This window comes from Pelagibius litoralis, assembly GCF_011683915.1.
In the GTDB taxonomy this organism is placed as follows: domain Bacteria; phylum Pseudomonadota; class Alphaproteobacteria; order Kiloniellales; family Kiloniellaceae; genus Pelagibius; species Pelagibius litoralis.
This window is the reverse complement of record NZ_JAAQPH010000016.1, coordinates 111,037-126,776: the sequence shown is the minus strand read 5'-3', so window position 1 is coordinate 126,776 and position 15,740 is coordinate 111,037. Positions and strand designations below refer to the sequence as shown.

17 protein-coding genes are annotated in these 15,740 nt (G+C 63.8%); 12 read left to right on the top strand and 5 right to left on the bottom strand.

Annotated elements, in window-relative coordinates; genetic code table 11:
- Window positions 1–20: 20 nt before the first annotated feature.
- From HBA54_RS19890 to HBA54_RS19860, 7 genes are all read left to right on the top strand, one after another.
- Entirely contained in the window at window positions 21–1,601 is a 1,581-nt protein-coding gene (locus HBA54_RS19890) for an acyl-CoA synthetase (protein ID WP_167227890.1), read from the top strand.
- On the top strand, window positions 1,598–2,116 hold the full coding sequence (locus HBA54_RS19885; RefSeq protein WP_167227888.1) for a PCC domain-containing protein: 519 nt from the start codon (window positions 1,598–1,600) through the stop codon (window positions 2,114–2,116). Before HBA54_RS19890 ends, HBA54_RS19885 begins: the two co-directional genes overlap by 4 nt.
- On the top strand, window positions 2,113–2,499 hold the full coding sequence (locus HBA54_RS19880) for a PCC domain-containing protein (RefSeq protein ID WP_167227886.1): 387 nt from the start codon (window positions 2,113–2,115) through the stop codon (window positions 2,497–2,499). The genes HBA54_RS19885 and HBA54_RS19880 overlap by 4 nt, the downstream gene beginning before the upstream one ends.
- 46 nt (window positions 2,500–2,545) lie before the next feature.
- Entirely contained in the window at window positions 2,546–3,532 is a 987-nt protein-coding gene (gene acuI, locus HBA54_RS19875) for an acrylyl-CoA reductase (NADPH) (RefSeq protein ID WP_322096076.1), read from the top strand.
- 14 nt (window positions 3,533–3,546) lie between these two features.
- Window positions 3,547–4,233 (top strand): class I SAM-dependent methyltransferase, encoded by a 687-nt coding sequence (locus HBA54_RS19870; RefSeq protein WP_167227882.1) that lies wholly within the window; start codon window positions 3,547–3,549, stop codon window positions 4,231–4,233.
- A gap of 225 nt (window positions 4,234–4,458) precedes the next feature.
- Window positions 4,459–4,641 carry a PLDc N-terminal domain-containing protein gene (locus tag HBA54_RS19865; protein ID WP_277345403.1) on the top strand — a complete coding sequence of 61 codons (183 nt, stop codon included), beginning with the start codon at window positions 4,459–4,461 and terminating at the stop codon, window positions 4,639–4,641.
- 131 nt (window positions 4,642–4,772) lie between these two features.
- The gene (locus HBA54_RS19860; RefSeq protein WP_167227880.1) at window positions 4,773–5,141 is read left to right on the top strand and encodes a hypothetical protein; all 369 of its coding nucleotides are present in this window, start codon (window positions 4,773–4,775) and stop codon (window positions 5,139–5,141) included.
- Between the two features lie 18 nt (window positions 5,142–5,159).
- Here HBA54_RS19860 and HBA54_RS19855 read toward each other — a convergent pair whose 3' ends face one another.
- Window positions 5,160–6,407 (bottom strand): winged helix-turn-helix domain-containing protein, encoded by a 1,248-nt coding sequence (locus HBA54_RS19855; protein ID WP_167227878.1) that lies wholly within the window; start codon window positions 6,405–6,407, stop codon window positions 5,160–5,162.
- Between the two features lie 374 nt (window positions 6,408–6,781).
- On the opposite strand from HBA54_RS19855, the gene HBA54_RS19850 reads away from it, so the two are divergent.
- The 3 genes from HBA54_RS19850 to HBA54_RS19840 all read left to right on the top strand — a co-directional run bounded on the left by HBA54_RS19850 (window position 6,782) and on the right by HBA54_RS19840 (window position 9,379).
- Window positions 6,782–7,441 carry a peroxiredoxin gene (locus HBA54_RS19850; protein WP_167227877.1) on the top strand — a complete coding sequence of 220 codons (660 nt, stop codon included), beginning with the start codon at window positions 6,782–6,784 and terminating at the stop codon, window positions 7,439–7,441.
- Window positions 7,442–7,528: 87 nt separating this feature from the next.
- Window positions 7,529–8,356: a class I SAM-dependent methyltransferase gene (locus tag HBA54_RS19845; RefSeq protein ID WP_167227876.1), complete on the top strand. Its 828-nt coding sequence runs from the start codon at window positions 7,529–7,531 to the stop codon at window positions 8,354–8,356.
- 132 nt (window positions 8,357–8,488) lie between these two features.
- Complete coding sequence (locus HBA54_RS19840) at window positions 8,489–9,379, top strand: sulfurtransferase (RefSeq protein WP_167227875.1); 891 nt, start codon at window positions 8,489–8,491, stop codon at window positions 9,377–9,379.
- 358 nt (window positions 9,380–9,737) lie between these two features.
- Here HBA54_RS19840 and HBA54_RS19835 read toward each other — a convergent pair whose 3' ends face one another.
- The gene (locus HBA54_RS19835; RefSeq protein ID WP_167227874.1) at window positions 9,738–10,130 is read right to left on the bottom strand and encodes a VOC family protein; all 393 of its coding nucleotides are present in this window, start codon (window positions 10,128–10,130) and stop codon (window positions 9,738–9,740) included.
- Between the two features lie 97 nt (window positions 10,131–10,227).
- On the opposite strand from HBA54_RS19835, the gene HBA54_RS19830 reads away from it, so the two are divergent.
- Entirely contained in the window at window positions 10,228–10,476 is a 249-nt protein-coding gene (locus HBA54_RS19830; protein ID WP_167227873.1) for a hypothetical protein, read from the top strand.
- Complete coding sequence (locus HBA54_RS19825; protein WP_240932780.1) at window positions 10,452–11,477, top strand: proline racemase family protein; 1,026 nt, start codon at window positions 10,452–10,454, stop codon at window positions 11,475–11,477. The genes HBA54_RS19830 and HBA54_RS19825 overlap by 25 nt, the downstream gene beginning before the upstream one ends.
- Before the next feature lie 226 nt (window positions 11,478–11,703).
- Here the strand turns inward: HBA54_RS19825 and HBA54_RS19820 are convergent, their stop codons facing one another.
- The 3 genes from HBA54_RS19820 to HBA54_RS19810 form a co-directional block, all read right to left on the bottom strand.
- The gene (locus HBA54_RS19820; protein ID WP_167227872.1) at window positions 11,704–13,404 is read right to left on the bottom strand and encodes a calcium-binding protein; all 1,701 of its coding nucleotides are present in this window, start codon (window positions 13,402–13,404) and stop codon (window positions 11,704–11,706) included.
- A gap of 208 nt (window positions 13,405–13,612) precedes the next feature.
- Window positions 13,613–13,801 (bottom strand): hypothetical protein, encoded by a 189-nt coding sequence (locus HBA54_RS19815; RefSeq protein ID WP_167227871.1) that lies wholly within the window; start codon window positions 13,799–13,801, stop codon window positions 13,613–13,615.
- Between the two features lie 245 nt (window positions 13,802–14,046).
- On the bottom strand, window positions 14,047–15,675 hold the full coding sequence (locus HBA54_RS19810) for a bifunctional aminoglycoside phosphotransferase/ATP-binding protein (protein ID WP_167227870.1): 1,629 nt from the start codon (window positions 15,673–15,675) through the stop codon (window positions 14,047–14,049).
- Window positions 15,676–15,740: the final 65 nt, after the last annotated feature.

Here is a 15,740-nt window from a genome sequence, read left to right as displayed (position 1 = left end):
GGTTTTCGGGGAGAGCGGCCATGGGCAACGTGATGAATCTCGGGCGCCTGCTGTCGGACACGGCGCGGCGCCTGCCCGACCGCACGGCCCTGGTCTGGGGCGCGCAGAGCTGGAGCTGGACCGAGACCGATGCCCGGGTGGACGCTCTGGTCGCCGCCCTGCGCCAGCGCGGCATCGTCAAGGGCGATCCGATCCTGGTGCAGGCGCGCAACAGCAACCAGCTTTTCGAATCGCTCTGGGCGGCTTTCAAGCTGGGCGCTGTCTGGGTGCCGACGAACTATCGCCTGACCCCGCCGGAGGTTGCTTATCTCGCCACCGCCTCAGGCGCCAAGGCCTTGATCTACGACGACGCCTTTCCGGCCCACGCCGATGCGGTACAGGCGGCCTCCAAAATGCTGAAGCTGATTGTCGCGATCGGCCAGCCGCGCGCAGATGAGCTTTCCTTCGATGGGCTGGTCGCCGATGCCTTGGGGGCCTCTGAGCCGGAGGCTGAGGTCGACCATGGCGATCCCTGTTGGTTCTTCTACACCTCCGGCACCACCGGGCGGCCCAAGGCAGCGGTGCTGACCCATGGGCAGTTGGCTTTCGTGGTGAACAATCATCTGGCCGACCTGATGCCCGGCACGGGCCCCGACGATGCTTCCCTGGTGGTCGCGCCGCTCAGCCACGGCGCCGGGGCACATGCGCTGTCCCAGGTCGCGCGCGGCGCCAAGTCGGTGATGCTGGCGGGCGACCGCTTCGATGAGGAAGAGGTCTGGCGGCTGGTGCAGGAACACCGCATCACCAACATGTTCACCGTGCCGACCATTCTGACCCGCATGGTGCGCCACCCGGCGGTGGATCATTTCGACCACAGCTCGCTGCGCTATGTCATCTACGCCGGGGCGCCGATGTACCGGGCCGACCAGAAAGAGGCGTTGGAAAAACTCGGCAAGGTGATCGTGCAGTACTACGGCCTGGGCGAGGTGACCGGCAATATCACCGTGCTGCCGCGCGAAGCCCACAGCCTGGACGACGACGCGATGCCGGTCGGCTCCTGCGGGTTTGCGCGCACCGGCATGGAGATCGCGATCAAGGATGCGGAGGGCAAACGCCTTGGTGCCGGTGAACAGGGCGAAATCTGCGTGCGCGGCCCCGCGGTCTTCGCAGGCTATCACGACAATCCGGAAGCCAATGCCAAGGCACTGAAAGACGGCTGGTTCCACACCGGCGATCTGGGGCGGTTGGACGAACGCGGTTTCCTCTACATCACCGGGCGGGCGTCGGACATGTACATCTCCGGCGGCTCCAACGTCTACCCGCGCGAGGCCGAAGAGGTGCTCCTGACCCACCCGGCGGTGGCCGAGGTGGCGATCCTCGGCGTCCCCGATCCGGAATGGGGAGAGACCGGAATTGCGGTTGTCGTCCTGGAGGCGGGGCAGGCGGCTGACGAAGCGGAATTGCTGGCCTTCCTGAAAGACAAGCTGGCGCGCTACAAGCAACCCCGTCGCGTGTTCTTCTGGGCCGAATTGCCGAAGTCCGGCTACGGCAAGGTGCCCAAGCACTTGATCCGGAACGAGCTTTTTGCCCGCGGCGACCTGGCCGAGGTGGCGGCGCAATGAGAACCCTGGTCCAGCCGGGCACGCCGCTGCAGCCGCGCCGCCTGCTGGAGTGGGCGGCGCCGGCCCTGGACCTGCGGGTGCGCCTGGCTTCCGGACAGGATCTGTTGAGCGGCCTGGTCGGCGCCTTGGCGGCGCGTGGCATCACCCATGCCGCGGTCCAGGTGCTGTCCGCCGACATTGCCCGCATGGCCTATCTGACCGGGGCCGAAGACCCCAGCGGCGCGCGTGTCGCCACCTATGGCCCGCCGACCTGGCTGGCGGGGCCGGTCACCCTGCTGGGTGCCAACGGCATTCTGGGGCCCGGACCTGACGGCGACATCCTGCTGCACTGCCACGCGGTGGTGGTCGATGCCGATGGCGGGCTGCACGGCGGGCACCTGCCGCCGGGCGACTGCCTTCTCGGGGCCAGTGGCGCCGTTGCCCTGGCCACGCCACTGCGCGAAGCGGCCTTCGCCGCCGCTTATGACAGCGAGACCAACTATCCGCTGTTCCAGCCGCGAAAGATTCCGGCATGAGCGAGACAGCGACCTTCGAAGAAGGGCGGTTGGAGCGCATCGCCGTCGTACGCATCCGGCCCAATGAGGATCTGGTGACCGCCGTGGAGGCTGCTTGCCGGGAGCACGGCCTGCAACATGCCATCGTCCGCTCCGCCGTCGGCAGCCTTGTCGATGCGGTGCTGGAAGCCGGCGATAGGGTTATCGAGGTCGCCGGGCCGGGTATTGAAATCCTGACTTTGAACGGCGAGCTGCGCAGCGGCGCCGACGGCGAAGTGGTTGCCGATCTGCGCGGCACCATTGCTGACGGCAAGGCACAGGTCTATGGCGGGCGCTTCCGCCGGGGCGAGAATCCCATCTGCATTACCCTGGAACTGGTCCTGCAGGAGTGGGTGCCGGCCTGAGTGGCAGGCCGGCCGGAAGACGAAAAGAAACATGAGAGGAACGGGCGTGTTCAAGGCGATCCTTTTGCAGGAGAACGAAGGAAAGGTATCGGCTGAGCTGGCCGAACTGGAAGACAGTCAGTTGCCCGAGGGCGATGTGACTGTTGCCGTCGACTATTCGACCCTGAACTACAAGGATGGCATGGTGCTGAATGGGGTCGGCCGTTTGGTGCGCAACTATCCCCATGTGCCCGGCGTCGACTTTGCCGGCAGAGTGGAGGACAGCAGCCATCCCGACTACAAAGCCGGCGATGCCGTGGTGCTGACCGGTTGGCGCGTCGGCGAAATGCATTGGGGCGGCTATGCCGAAAAGGCGCGGGTGAAGGGCGACTGGCTGGTGCCCTTGCCTGAAGGCCTCTCGGGCAAGCGGGCCATGGCCATCGGTACGGCGGGCTTCACGGCGATGCTGGCGGTGATGGCACTGGAAGAGCACGGCCTCGATCCCGCCAAGGGTGAGGTGCTGGTGACCGGCGCCGCCGGGGGCGTCGGCTCTGTCGCCATCGCGATCCTAAGCAAGCTGGGCTACCCGGTGGCGGCTTCCACCGGCCGTGCAGAGACCCATGACTACCTGAAAGGCCTCGGCGCGACGAGCCTGATCGACCGCGCCGAGATCGCCGAACCTTCGGGCCGCCCGCTGGACCGAGAACGCTGGCAGGCCTGCATCGATTCCGTCGGCGGTTCGACCCTGTCCTGCGTGCTGCCGCAGATCGCCTACGGCGGATCGGTCGCCGCGGTCGGGCTCGCCGGCGGCAGCAAGCTGGACACGACGGTATTGCCCTTCCTGCTGCGCGGGGTGCATCTGCTGGGCATCGATTCGGTGATGTGTCCGCTGGAACGGCGCAAGGCCGCCTGGGCGCGGCTTGTAAAGGATCTGCCGATGGACCGACTGGACGGCATGATCAACGAGGCAAAGCTGGCCGATCTCCTGACCCTCGGCAGCGATATCCTCAAAGGGCAGGTGCGCGGCCGCGTGGTTGTTGACATCAAGGGTTAGAAAGGCACAAGGCCATGACCGATCACCACGACGCGAGCCTGCCGGTCACCGGCGTTGCGGATGCTCTGCCCGGTCAGGCGGTCTACACGCCGGCCAGCCTGCGACTCTATGATTTCTTTGTCCTCAGCTTTTCCAACCGTCTTCTCTGGAACTGCCCGACCAGCGAGTTGCTGGCGCTTTATGACGAGAACGTCAGCGACAACCACCTGGATGCCGGGGTGGCCACCGGGTTCTTTCTGGACCGCTGCCGCTTTCCGACGGCAAAGCCGCGACTGGGCCTTCTGGACCTGAACCAGACATGTCTTGATACCGCGTCGCGCCGTGTTGCGCGCTATGCGCCGGAGATCTATCGCGCCAATGTCCTTGAGCCTATTGCCATAGATGCAGCGCCGTTCCGCTCCATCGGTATCATGTATCTGCTGCATTGCCTGCCCGGCCCGATGGCGCGCAAGGCCGTTGCCTTCGGGCACCTGAAGGCGCATCTGGCGCCGGGGGGCTGCCTCTTCGGGGCCGCCATTCTTGGGCGCGGGGTCGAACACAACCTCTTCGGCCGGAAGATCATGGATATCTATGCGTCGAAGAGTATCTTCGGCAATGCCGAGGATGACGAGGCCGGCCTGCGCAAAGGGCTCTCCGATCATTTTGCCAAGGTGGATCTGCGTCTGCGCGGCCGGGTGGCGATATTCACGGCCCGTGACTAGATCGGATTCGCATGTTTTGGCGCAACCACGAAGTGGTTCCGTCAAAACATGCGAATCCGATCGCCATCAAACAGTTAGAGCAGATTCACCCGGTCGATGGATCGCCTCCGGCGATTCCATCCGACCAGGATCTGCTCTAGCGTCGGTCTTTCCCTTGGGTGCACTTTCCCGCAAAGGGTGGGCGTGTCATAACCAGCAATCTCCAATCTCCAAGGAAAGGCCATAATGATGGGAATCGAAGTTGGTGGGATCTTCGGCCTGCTGTTGCTGGTGGCGAACGTCTGGGCCATTGTCAAAACGGTGCAGAGCGGCGCCTCCACGGGCGCCAAGGTTTTCTGGATTGTGTTGATCCTGCTCCTGCCGCTGCTTGGCCTGATCATATGGTTTCTGGCCGGGCCGAAGGGCTGATCGGCACTATTGTATGGGCGACGGGCCGTCGGCGTCGCGCGGTTGAGCAGAGGTAGTGACTGCCGGGATTGTCGTGGTACTGTTTGGATCTGAATCGTTGGTCAAAGCGCCATCAACCCAAGGGGAAACGCGTGTTCAAGACAATCGCCCGGGCTTTAGCGGCCTCTGTTATCCTGACCAGTCTGGCGCTGCCGGCTCAGGCGCAACTCAATCCTTTCAAGCGCTCGGGCTTTGAGCTGTCGTCGGAAGACATCGCCCTGCTGCGCGCGGCCGGGGCCCGGCTCTATGAGGGTGAGACTGCCGAAGTCGGCACCGTCGAGACCTGGTCGAACGAGGCCAGCGGCAACACCGGCGCTGTCCAGTTGATCAATATCTTCGAGCACAAGGGGCTGACCTGCCGGCGCCTGCAGCACGATATCAGGGTCGAGAAAGTGGCCGACACTTTTCGCTACATCTTCGACCGCTGCAAGACCGCTTCGGGTGAGTGGAAGTTGCTCTAACCGGACGACGATCCCAACTCAATGAGCCTGCAGGGATTGCTCGATGCGGCGGAAGCGCATTTCGCCGCGCAGGGTATCCACGTCGGGGTCGACCTTGAGCACGGCTTCATGTGACCAGCCGGCTTCGACCACGTCTTCAAGAAGCATGATGGCCTGGGCGGTTTCGCCGGCTCGCGCCAGGAAACAGACGACATAGTAGGACATAGGATCGCTGTGCCGGAACAGCGTCTCGGCCAGCTCAAAAGCCCTTTCCTTTTCGCCGAGTTCGACAAGGCAACAGGCTTTGTCGGCAAGCGCGCGAAAGTCATCCGGATCGGCGAGGAGGTACTGTTCGATCCGCGCCAGGGCGCGGACCAGGTCGGCTCTGGCACCCTGAGGGTCATCAAGCCGACGCCGTGCCTTGGCCGCCAGCACCAGGGAATGGAAATCCTCCGGGTTCAGCCGCGCCGCTTGCTCCAGAATCGTCGCAGCCAGCGTGAAATCGCCCGCGGCGAAACAGGCCCGGCCCAGCAGATAGTGGGTGAGACCGCAGTCCGGCCGGCAGCGCAGTGCGGTCTTGAAGCTGGCGTAGCTGCGCCGCGCATCGCCGGCTGCGGAATAGACAATGCCTTGCGCCGCCAGGTTTTCGTGGCTGGAGGGGGCGAGACCCAGTCCGGTCTCGCAGGCCTGGGAAGCGCGTAACAGGCTGTCCTTGCAAGGATCGTAGTACATGTTGATGAAGGCGAGCGTTCGGGCCAACCCCGCATAGGCCGGCGCATAACCGGGTTCGGCGTCGATCACCTCGGAAAACATTGCCGCCGCGGCATGGGTGTTGACCGCGCCGCCACGGTTGAAGGCCTGGCAGCCCTGAAGGAAGAGGACGTAGCTGTCCAGATCCAGATTGCCCGTCTCGACTTCTGCCAAGGTTGAAGCGGGGAAAGGCAGGGGTTTGTTGAACTCGTTCTCCGGCCCGGCAGAGTGCCGCACCGACAGCAGAAGCCGGTATCCGGACTTATGGACCGTCTCGAAGAAGCGCGGCATTCGGGCGCTGTCGCCGAAGGCGCGGCGTAGTTCCGTGATTGCCTGGGTCAGCACCTCCTCGCAGACCGACACCCCCGACCATACCCGGTCGAGCAGCGCATGGCGGGTGACTACAGCCCCGCCGGCCTCAGCCAGCACGATCAGAACCTGAAGCGCTTTCGGTGAAAGTCGCTGTGAACTGTGACCTTGGCTGATCCGCCGCGTCGCCGGATCAACCAGCCAGTCTCCGATTTGAAATGTTCTCAATGCGCCCTCCCATCCGGGCGAATCTGATGTCCCGAGGGTGCTCCCACAGCGCCCTCGTTTCCGAATGCCCTTGGGGTCAGGGATCCTGATTATCCAATGTTTCTGTTGGATTTCTGTCTGCGCCTAATTTGGGGTGCCCGGGTCACAACTGCGTGAGCAGCAGGCGCGTGACGGGCGCCTGTCTTGAGTGCCGGGGCGTTGACCCACGACGATTCCGTCAGGGGCAAATCTTCACAAAATCCTTTTGTTTTCTTCAGGTTTTCACGTTGGCCGGCCGCTCTATTGCGCGACCACAGACGGCGCGGTTTTCGATCTGCCGCGCGTTGCAAGTGAGATCAACAGACTCAGAACCAATGAGATAATAAGGAAGAATCATGGCGTTACAATTGGGCGATACTGCCCCCGATTTTACGGCACAATCCACCGAAGGGCCAATCAGCTTCCATGACTGGATCGGCGATGGCTGGGCGGTGCTGTTTTCCCATCCCAAGGACTTCACGCCTGTCTGCACGACCGAGCTGGGCTACATGGCCAAACTGAAGCCCGAATTCGACAAGCGCAATGTGAAGGTCGTCGGCCTCAGCGTCGATCCGGTTGGCGATCATCAGCTTTGGGCTTCAGATATTGAGGAGACCCAGGGTTACGCCCCGAACTACCCGCTGATCGGCGATTCCGATCTGAAGGTCGCCAAGCTCTATGGCATGCTGCCAGCGGGTGCCGGCGACACTGCCAACGGACGCACGGCGGTTGACAACGCGACGGTGCGGACGGTCTTCGTGATCGGGCCGGACAAGAAGATCAAGCTGATGCTCATCTATCCCATGAGCACCGGGCGGAACTTCGATGAGATCCTGCGGGTGGTTGACTCCCTGCAGTTGACGGCCACCCATTCCGTGGCCACTCCGGTGAACTGGAAGCAGGGTGAGGACGTGATCATCGTGCCGTCGCTGAAGGACGACGCGGCCCGCAAGATGTTCCCCGATGGCTGGCGGGCGCCGCGGCCCTATCTGCGCATTGTCGCACAGCCGTTGTAGCGGAGCGACAGAACCGCATTGCTATAGACCGTGCCGGAACCGCCAAGGGACGGCACGGGTTTACTCGTCTGAAGAAAGTACCTGGGAATGCAAAACGACTTGGAAGCGGCCAAGGCGAAAGCCGAAGCCACCTATAACTCAGCCGCAGACCTATTCGATGCGGGCTCCAACGCTTTCTGGTCGCGTCACGGCCGCGGCACGGTGGAGCGGCTGAATCTGACGCTCGGCGCTTCGGTTCTCGATGTCGGCTGTGGGACCGGTGCATCGGCGATACCGGCCGCCGAGCGGATCGGCCCGCGCGGCCGGGTGATCGCCGTGGATCTGGCGGAGAACATGCTGAGCCGGGCCCGGGCGAGGGCGCAGGACCAGGGCCTCGCTAATGTCGAGTTCCGCCGTGGCGATATGACGGATCTCGGTTTTCCGGACATGCATTTTGACGCCGTGATCAGCGTCTTCTCCGTCTTCTTTGTACCCGATATGGAGCGGCAGGTTGCCGAGCTGTGGCGCATGCTGCGCCCGGGTGGCCTGTTCGCCGTGACTTCCTGGACGCCGCGTTTTCTCGAACCCTGTGTTGGGCCGTTCTGGGATGAGGTTGAGCGACGTCGGCCTGAGCTGCGCCGCGTCTGCAATCCCTGGGAGCGTATCGGCAGCGCCCCTGCCTTGCGCGAGGTGCTGCAGGCCGGCGGCGCGAAGAACATCGAGGTCGAAGAGCGCAGAGACTGGCAAAGTCTGGCCGATCCCGAGGACTGGTGGACCGTCGTGCTCGGCTCCGGCCTGTGCTGGACCGTCGATCAGTTGTCGCCGGAGGACGCGGAGGAACTGCACCAGGAAAGCGTACGTTGGGTGGCGGACAACCAGATCATCTCTTTCGACACTTCTGTCCTGTTCGCCAGGGCGCAGAAACCCCAGGCCTAGGACAAGGCAGGTTGGATCTGGCCGCCAGAGACACCACGGCAACAAGCAAGCCCAGACGGCAGCAAGCCGTCCTTATTTGAACGATCCGCTGGCTTAGCGGGTCGGCCGACAATAATGAAAAAGGAGCCTATTGTGAGACTACTCAATTTGAAACTTGGTCGCCTGCTGGCCCCGTTTGCCCTGGCCGCGCTTACGGCCTGCGCCAGTCAGGCGGCGGACAAAGGCTACGCCAACGCCGATCTGCTGACCGACACCAAAGCCCTTTCGGTGATGATGGAATCGGGGCCGGTCAGCGTCGTCGATGTGCGCCCCAAAGAAGCCTACGACGAGGCCCACATACCGGGGGCCGTTCATCTGGGCGCCGACGATGTGATCGATCCGGACAGCCACGTTGAGGGCGATCTGTTGCCTCATGAAACGCTGGCCGCCATGCTCGGCGAACGGGGGATCGACAAAGACACGCCGGTGGTCTTCTACGACGACGAGGGCGGCTTCCATGCCGCGCGCCTTTTCTGGATGGTCGAGTACTTCGGTCATCGCCAGGCCAGCGTCCTGAACGGCGGATTACCGAAGTGGGAAGCAGAAGGCCGCGATGTCACAACAGAGGCGCCGGCGGTAACTGCAAAAGTCTTTGCCTACACGCCCACACCGCGGCGTCTGGCGACGGCGGACTGGCTGCTGGACCGCGAGGGCGATAACTCTGTGATCGTGATCGACGTGCGGCCGGAAAAGCTTTACCACGCCGGTCATGTTCCCTGGGCGCAGTCCATTCCGTGGAAGCAGAATCTGGCGGGTGACGGCACCCTGAAACCGGCCTCGGTGCTGCTGGCGCATTTCGCCGGCCTTGGCGTTACCCCCGACAAAAACGTGGCGGTGCATTGTCAGAACGGCAAGGCGGCTGCGCACAGCTACTTTACGCTGCGTCTGCTCGGTTACCCCCGGGTGCGCAGCTACGACCGCTCCTGGGCGGAATGGGGTCCGGCCGATGATCTGCCGAAGGTAGTTGACAGGATCGACGGCTGACGTTGCGGGTTCCAGGCGACCTTCCCGCCCTGCGGTGTCTCTAGAGCAGATGAATCTGCTCTAACTGTTTGATGTCGATCGGATCATGTTTGGTCGAATCCACGAAGTGGTTTCGACCAAACATGATCCGATCTGAGGGAGGTCGCCTGGTTCCTTGCGTCGTGCCGGAAGGTGATCGCTATGATCTTTCGCTGGGTTGTCGATCTTCGGTATCGTGACGGCGATTGGATTGCCGGGCTGCCGAGTGAGACCTTGGTGGCCCTGGCGCCTTTTTCCGGGCTTTGAGCCCCCTACGCCGCTTCGTGGTCCGAACCGAAGCAGAGGATGTTGCCGTCGGGGTCGGTCATGTCCCGTTCCCCTAAGCCTCGCTCGGCGGCGGCGCGGTCGGTGCCGAGACATCAATCATCAGACCGTCGGGGTCGAGCGCCAGAAAGCGCCGCTGACCGTAGAAGGTATCGTGTGGCGCCTTGACGATCCTGCAGTCTTGCGTGAGCGCCCGCTGATAGATGGCATCGGCATCGGCGACCACGAAGGTGAGATAGAGCCCGGCGGGGCTGCCGCGCTGTTCGGCCGGGATGAGGTCGTCATCGCGTCCGATCAGCCCCAGTTCGAAACTCTGCGCCGCCCGATCCGTCAGAATCACATACCAGTCGCTGTCGAAATGGACCTTCAGGTCCAACAGCGCGGTATAGAAATCCCGGCTAGTCTGCAGATCCGTAACCATGATGTTGGTTAACAAGCGATCGACCATGGGGGCTTCCTTTGCGGCTTTGTCCGGGGCGGCGCCGAGGCTATGCTGTGGGCCAAGGCTCACAGAGGCCTTCGGGAGTAACAAGGAAGGTTAAATCATGCAACGGGGATTTCCTATTGCCCGCTTCGGGTTTCTGGGGCTGTCGCTTGTTCTGGTGTTGTCTGCCTGTGCCCGCGATCCGTTGCCACGCCTCACCTATGCCGAGCGCGATTGCTATCGCACCCTGGCGGACGTCGATTGCCATGCGCAGGCCCTGCCGGGGGAGGAAAACCGCCGGGTCGGGTTTTATGACGAACCGGTGAAGATCGAGCAGAGGAAGGCATGGCCGCTGAGCCTCTTCCAATAGCAGCGCCCTCTATCACCACTGTTGAGATGCATACCGGCGGTGAGCCGGTACGCATCGTCACCTCGGGTTATCCGCCGTTGTTCGGCGCGACTTTGCTGGAGAAGCGCCGCGACGCGCGCGACCGGCACGACGCCCTGCGTTGCCTCCTGATGTTCGAACCGCGCGGTCATGCCGACATGTACGGCGCGGTCCTGGTGGAGCCCGACCATCCGGAGGCCGATCTCGCCGTGCTGTTCCTGCACAACGAGGGCTATTCCACCATGTGCGGTCACGCTGTTATCGCCCTCGGCCGCTGGGCGGTAGACAGTGGCCTTGTGGCGGCGCAGGAGCCCGACACCGCCGTCAATATTCAGTGTCCCTGTGGTCTGGTACGCACTCTTGTCTCGGTCGAGAACGGCAGGGCCGGGAGGGTGCGGTTCCGTTCGGTACCGGCTTTTGCCTTTGCCCGCCAGGTGATGGTCGATACCCGCGATTGGGGTCCTCTTGAAATCGACATTGCCTATGGCGGCGCTTTCTATGCGCTGCTCTCCGCCGACAGTATCGGCCTGGAGGTGGCAGCGTCTTCGGTGCGCGCGCTCAGCGATGCCGGCGAAGCGATCACCGCGGCAGCCGCGGAGATTTCGTTGGCGCATCCCGACGATCCGGATCTCGCTTTTCTCTATGGCACCATTTTTACCGATGGCCGCGATGCCTATGAGGCCGATGCGAGCCGGAACGTCTGCGTCTTCGCCGGCCGCCAGGTTGATCGCAGCCCGACAGGTTCCGGCGTGACCGCGCGCGTCGCGCTGCAGTGGACGCGCGGTGAAATCGCCCTCGGCCAGACTCGTACTTTCGAAAGCGTCACCGGCGCGTGTTTTACAGCCACGGCGGTGGAGGAGACGACTGTCGGCCACCACCGCGCCGTCGTCGTCGAGGTTGCGGGCAAGGCCCACTACAGCGGCGAGGCCCGCTTCACCCTGGAACCCGACGATCCTCTGGGTGAGGGTTTCCTGCTGGGGTGATCCGTATCTGTGCGAAAGAAAGCCCCCGGCGCTTGGCGCCGGGGGAGTTTTCGAACAGGGAGTGTCAGGCAAATCGAACGCGCCGAAGAGGAGTCGATTGGAAGCATCGATGTTCGGCGCAGGCTCAGACTGCCTAGACCGCCCGCGAAGGACAAGCCGTACAGAAGGGGTAGCCCCTTTTGCCTGATCCGACGCAAAAGAGTCGCTGGCCGGTTGACCGTTCCGGTCAGGAGATGTCGATGTTCACCTTGATGTCCAGCAGGTCCTGGAAGGAATCCACGCTGCTGCCGTCCAGCCCTTCGAGGGTCAGGCTGCCGCCTTGCTCGAAGGTGATGACCACCGAGTCCGCCGTGCCGCTGACGTTGTGCCCGCCGGCGTCGAGATCGGCGATGTCGATAGTGCCGTCGCCGTTGACGTTGAGCAGATCCGACAGTTCCAGGCGGTCGCCGTTGTTACCGGTACGGAAGTCGAGAATAACGTCATCGCCCTGATTTTCGGCCAGCGAGAAGGAGAAGACGTCGCGGCCGTTGCCGCCGGCCATGACGTCGTCGCCAAGCCCGCCGTCCAAGGTGTCGCGTCCGGAGCCGCCAAGCAGCGTATCGTCGCCGAGGCCGCCGAGCAGAAGATCGTTGCTGCCGCCGCCGTTCAGAAAATCGTCGCCCAAGCCGCCATCCAAGGTGTCGCGGCCGTGGCTGCCGAAGAGTTGATCGTTGTCGGCACCGCCCAGCAGGCTGTCGTTGCCGCTGCCGCCCAGCAGCAGATCGTTGCCGCTGCCCCCCTCAAGGGTGTCGCGTCCGCCGGCGCCCATGAGCGTATCGGCGCCGGCATCGCCTTTCAGCAGGTCGTGGCTGCTGCCGCCGTTCAGCAGATCCTTCCCGTCACCGCCTTCCAGGGTGTCGCGGCCGCTGCCGCCGATCAGCGTGTCGTCGCCGACCCCGCCCAGCAGGATGTCATTGTTGCCGCCGCCGTGCAGCAGATCGTCATCGACACCGCCGACAAGGCTGTCGTTGCCCTGGGCACCGAACAGGCTGTCGTCGCCGATACCGCCGAGCAGGGTGTCGTTGCCCCGGCCGCCGTCGACCAGGTCGGCAAGGCTGCCGCCGGTCACCAGGTCGTGGCCTCTACCGGCGTCGAACTCTGTGCCCTCGACAAAGCCGGCTTCGATTGCCTGACGCGAGTCGTCGGCCAGGATGACGATGTCGTTGCCTTTGCCGGCGTCGTACTGGGTGCCGTCCTGATAACCACCGACGTCGATGGCGTTGAGATCGACAGAGTCGGATTTCTTGGTGAAAAGCGATTGGTCCGCGCCCGGCCCGACCGGGTTGGCCGGCGGCACGAAGGTCTGCGCGAAGGACAGCACCGGAGGGCTGTCCTCACTCTCGACCGTCGGAAAGACCTCGCCGTCGTCATCGGCCAACGGAGCCGTGCCGCCACCCGGGGTGCCGACGTTGGAGGCGAAGCCCGTCTCCGTGGCACCCGCACCGGACTGCAGTCCGGCGATCAGCTCGCCGAGGTTGCTCTGGTAGACAGAACCGCCACCGCTGCCCGTCGGGGCCGCCGGGCCGGCCGCTGTTTCGAGCGGCGGCAGGGAGATCAGTTCTTCGAGCTGCTTCAGCAGCGCTTCGCCGTCAACCGGTGAACCGTCCGGCAGGATGAGATCCGGTGGACTGTCTTCTTTGGAGAAGTCCCGCAGGGCGAGCTGGCCGCCGTTCGGAAACTGCAGAAGAAGGTCGCCATCGCTCTGGGCGACCTGCACCGTCAGCGGATCGAACCGCAACTGCAGGCGTTCCGTGTCGCCGACCGGGATCGAGATTTCCTGGCCGGGCGCCGGTGAGTTGATTACGACGGGGTCCTGCCCGCTGGATGACTCGAAGACCTGCTCGGAGTCGTTCGAACGGGGGCCGTCCTGGCCGCTTGTCTCTACCATCTCCTGCTCCTCAAAGACCCGTTGGCCGCGCCCTCAAGAGAGCGCGGCTGCGAAACGATGGGGAGTTTGGGAGAGAGGCCTTAACAAGCCTTTATGACTTGTTGTAAACGCTGCTTTGGGCAGCAATCTCACACAGATATATGCTCTTAACGATAAATGCCTTGCTTTAGGAGCCTGTTAACGGCCGCGGATTCAGCCTGTTTGGCAGTCACCCTTCGCCTTGCGGGCGCCGGGCGCGGATGGCTTCGATCTGGGCCAGAACGCCGCCCCAGCCCAGGCTGTGGCAGTAGTTGATGGCGCCTTCGACACCAACCCTGTCGATCAGCTCGAGCGCCAGGTCGGCGAGGTCCCGCTGAATGGTGACGCTGTTCCGCAAATTGCCGGTCGTGGATGTCATGATGGTCTAGCCTCCGTCTGCGTCACGGCCTTGCGCCGCTGTCGTTCTGTTTCAATAACGCTACGGCGCGCCGTATATTCCACCCCCTTTGAGGGGGGCTTCTGTCTGTCGTGTTCAAATGAGGCTCGGTTCAAAAAAATGAGGTCAGGACGACCGGGCGGTTCCATTAGCAAAACAGCAACCCTGCCGCAATGCGGTCATAGATTTATCACTGCAGAAATTAACAAGCGGCAAAGGCGGGAAGGTTAGTCCGGCAGATTCAGCAGCCGGCGTGCCTGATCTGCGACAGCCTTGATCGAGGCGCCGGCATCGATCGGGGTCCAGTCGACATCGCCCAGGTCGTAGATCAGTTGTTGGCGAACCACGGCGGCCGTCGCGTCGGAGGCATCGTGGCGGCGCTGCTCAACGCGTGATGTCAGGATTTCGGGGTCCGCCTGCAGCCAGAAGCCGGCAAAGGCAGCGCCGCTGCTGTGGGCAAGCGCCTCGGCGGCGGCGCGTTCTTCCGGCCGGGCGAAGACCCCGTCGATGACAACCGAATGACCGGCGGCGAGAACCCGCCCCGCCTTTGCCAGCATGCTGTCGTAGACGGCCTGGCCGGCTTCCCGGCTGTAGGCGGAGGGGGGCAGGCGCACCGCTTCGTCCACCCCGGCCAGGGTCTTGCGCAAAACGTCGCTGCGCAGATGGACGGCCCCGGGGGCGGCACCCAGGGCCGGTGCCAGAGCCTGCGCCAGGCTGGTCTTGCCGCTGCCGGAGAGGCCGCCGACGGCAACCAGCCGGGGCGGTGGGGGGCTGAGAAACCGCAGCGCTTCGTTGAAATAGCTCAGCGCTTCGTCGCGGCGTTCGTTTATGGCCTGCCCATCGTCCTCGATTTTTTCCAGGCTGGCCGCAACCTTGGCCCGCACGGTGGCGCGCGCGGACAGAAACAGCGGCAGCAGCGACAAGGCTTCAAGGTCGTCGTGCTTCTGCAGATAGCGATTGAGGACCAGGTTGGCCAAGGGTCGCAGTCCGCGATGCTCCAGGTCCATCAGCAGGTAAGCGAGGTCATAGAACACGTCGATGCAGGCGATGGCGTCATTGAACTCGATGGCATCGAAGAGTGTCGGGCGGCCATCGAGCAGTACCACGTTGCGCAGATGCAGATCGCCGTGACAGAAGCGCAGGAGGCCGCTTTCGGAGCGGCTGTCGAGCAGCGCCCACCGGCGCGCCAGTTGGTCCAGGGAAAGTTCTGCCAGTCGGGCGGCCTGGACCGGCGGGAAAAGATCCTCGCGCTCGGCGAGCTCCTGATTGTTCTCCACCACCACCCATTCGATGGACTCGGCCCCCTTGAGGGTATCGTCGCTCGGCGGCGGCGCGGTGTGATGGAAGGCCGCGACGGTATCGGCCAGATCCCGGGCGATTTCGTCGGTCAGGCCGCCGGCGGCGGCGATGTTGCTGAGCAGTTGTTCCTGCTTGAAACGCTTCATGACCAGGACCCACTCGACCGGCGTACCGCCGCCGCCGAAAGACAGAATGCCGTCCTTGTTGCGGGTAACGGCAATCACCTTGCGATAGAGCGTCGGCGCGGTGCGGACATTCAAAGCCAGCTCCCGCGCGCAGGCCCGGTGCCGTTTTTCAAGTGTCGAGAAATCCATGTAGGGATAGTGGACGGCACGCTTGATCTTGTAGGCCCGGTCGCCCGCCAGGAAGACCATGGCGCCATGGGTGTCGATGCGCTGCACCTCGGTAACCGCCGCGCCGTAGCTCGCCGGATCGTTCAGGAAACCAAGGGCCTCGCTCTGGTCGCCGCCGGGATCTGCGGCGGGCCGCCGGGAAGCGGTTTGTTGCGACCCGGTCGTTGGCAGCGGGGTCGTTGAGGGCGGGCGGTTTTCGATCATGACCGCCACAAGCCTAGCGGCTTGGGCCGCCGCCGCATTGAGCTGCGTCAAAGCGGCGGCTGGCG

Bases quoted from the DNA above. Each gene is read 5' to 3' on its own strand.
- HBA54_RS19890 (WP_167227890.1), top strand. From the start codon at position 21: ATGGGCAACGTGATGAATCTCGGGCGCCTGCTGTCGGACACGGCGCGG.
- HBA54_RS19885 (WP_167227888.1), top strand. From the start codon at position 1,598: ATGAGAACCCTGGTCCAGCCGGGCACGCCGCTGCAGCCGCGCCGCCTG.
- HBA54_RS19880 (WP_167227886.1), top strand. From the start codon at position 2,113: ATGAGCGAGACAGCGACCTTCGAAGAAGGGCGGTTGGAGCGCATCGCC.
- HBA54_RS19870 (WP_167227882.1), top strand. From the start codon at position 3,547: ATGACCGATCACCACGACGCGAGCCTGCCGGTCACCGGCGTTGCGGAT.
- HBA54_RS19865 (WP_277345403.1), top strand. From the start codon at position 4,459: ATGATGGGAATCGAAGTTGGTGGGATCTTCGGCCTGCTGTTGCTGGTG.
- HBA54_RS19850 (WP_167227877.1), top strand. From the start codon at position 6,782: ATGGCGTTACAATTGGGCGATACTGCCCCCGATTTTACGGCACAATCC.
- HBA54_RS19845 (WP_167227876.1), top strand. From the start codon at position 7,529: ATGCAAAACGACTTGGAAGCGGCCAAGGCGAAAGCCGAAGCCACCTAT.
- HBA54_RS19835 (WP_167227874.1), bottom strand. From the start codon at position 10,130: ATGGTCGATCGCTTGTTAACCAACATCATGGTTACGGATCTGCAGACT.
- HBA54_RS19830 (WP_167227873.1), top strand. From the start codon at position 10,228: ATGCAACGGGGATTTCCTATTGCCCGCTTCGGGTTTCTGGGGCTGTCG.
- HBA54_RS19825 (WP_240932780.1), top strand. From the start codon at position 10,452: ATGGCCGCTGAGCCTCTTCCAATAGCAGCGCCCTCTATCACCACTGTT.
- HBA54_RS19820 (WP_167227872.1), bottom strand. From the start codon at position 13,404: ATGGTAGAGACAAGCGGCCAGGACGGCCCCCGTTCGAACGACTCCGAG.
- HBA54_RS19815 (WP_167227871.1), bottom strand. From the start codon at position 13,801: ATGACATCCACGACCGGCAATTTGCGGAACAGCGTCACCATTCAGCGG.
- HBA54_RS19810 (WP_167227870.1), bottom strand. From the start codon at position 15,675: ATGATCGAAAACCGCCCGCCCTCAACGACCCCGCTGCCAACGACCGGG.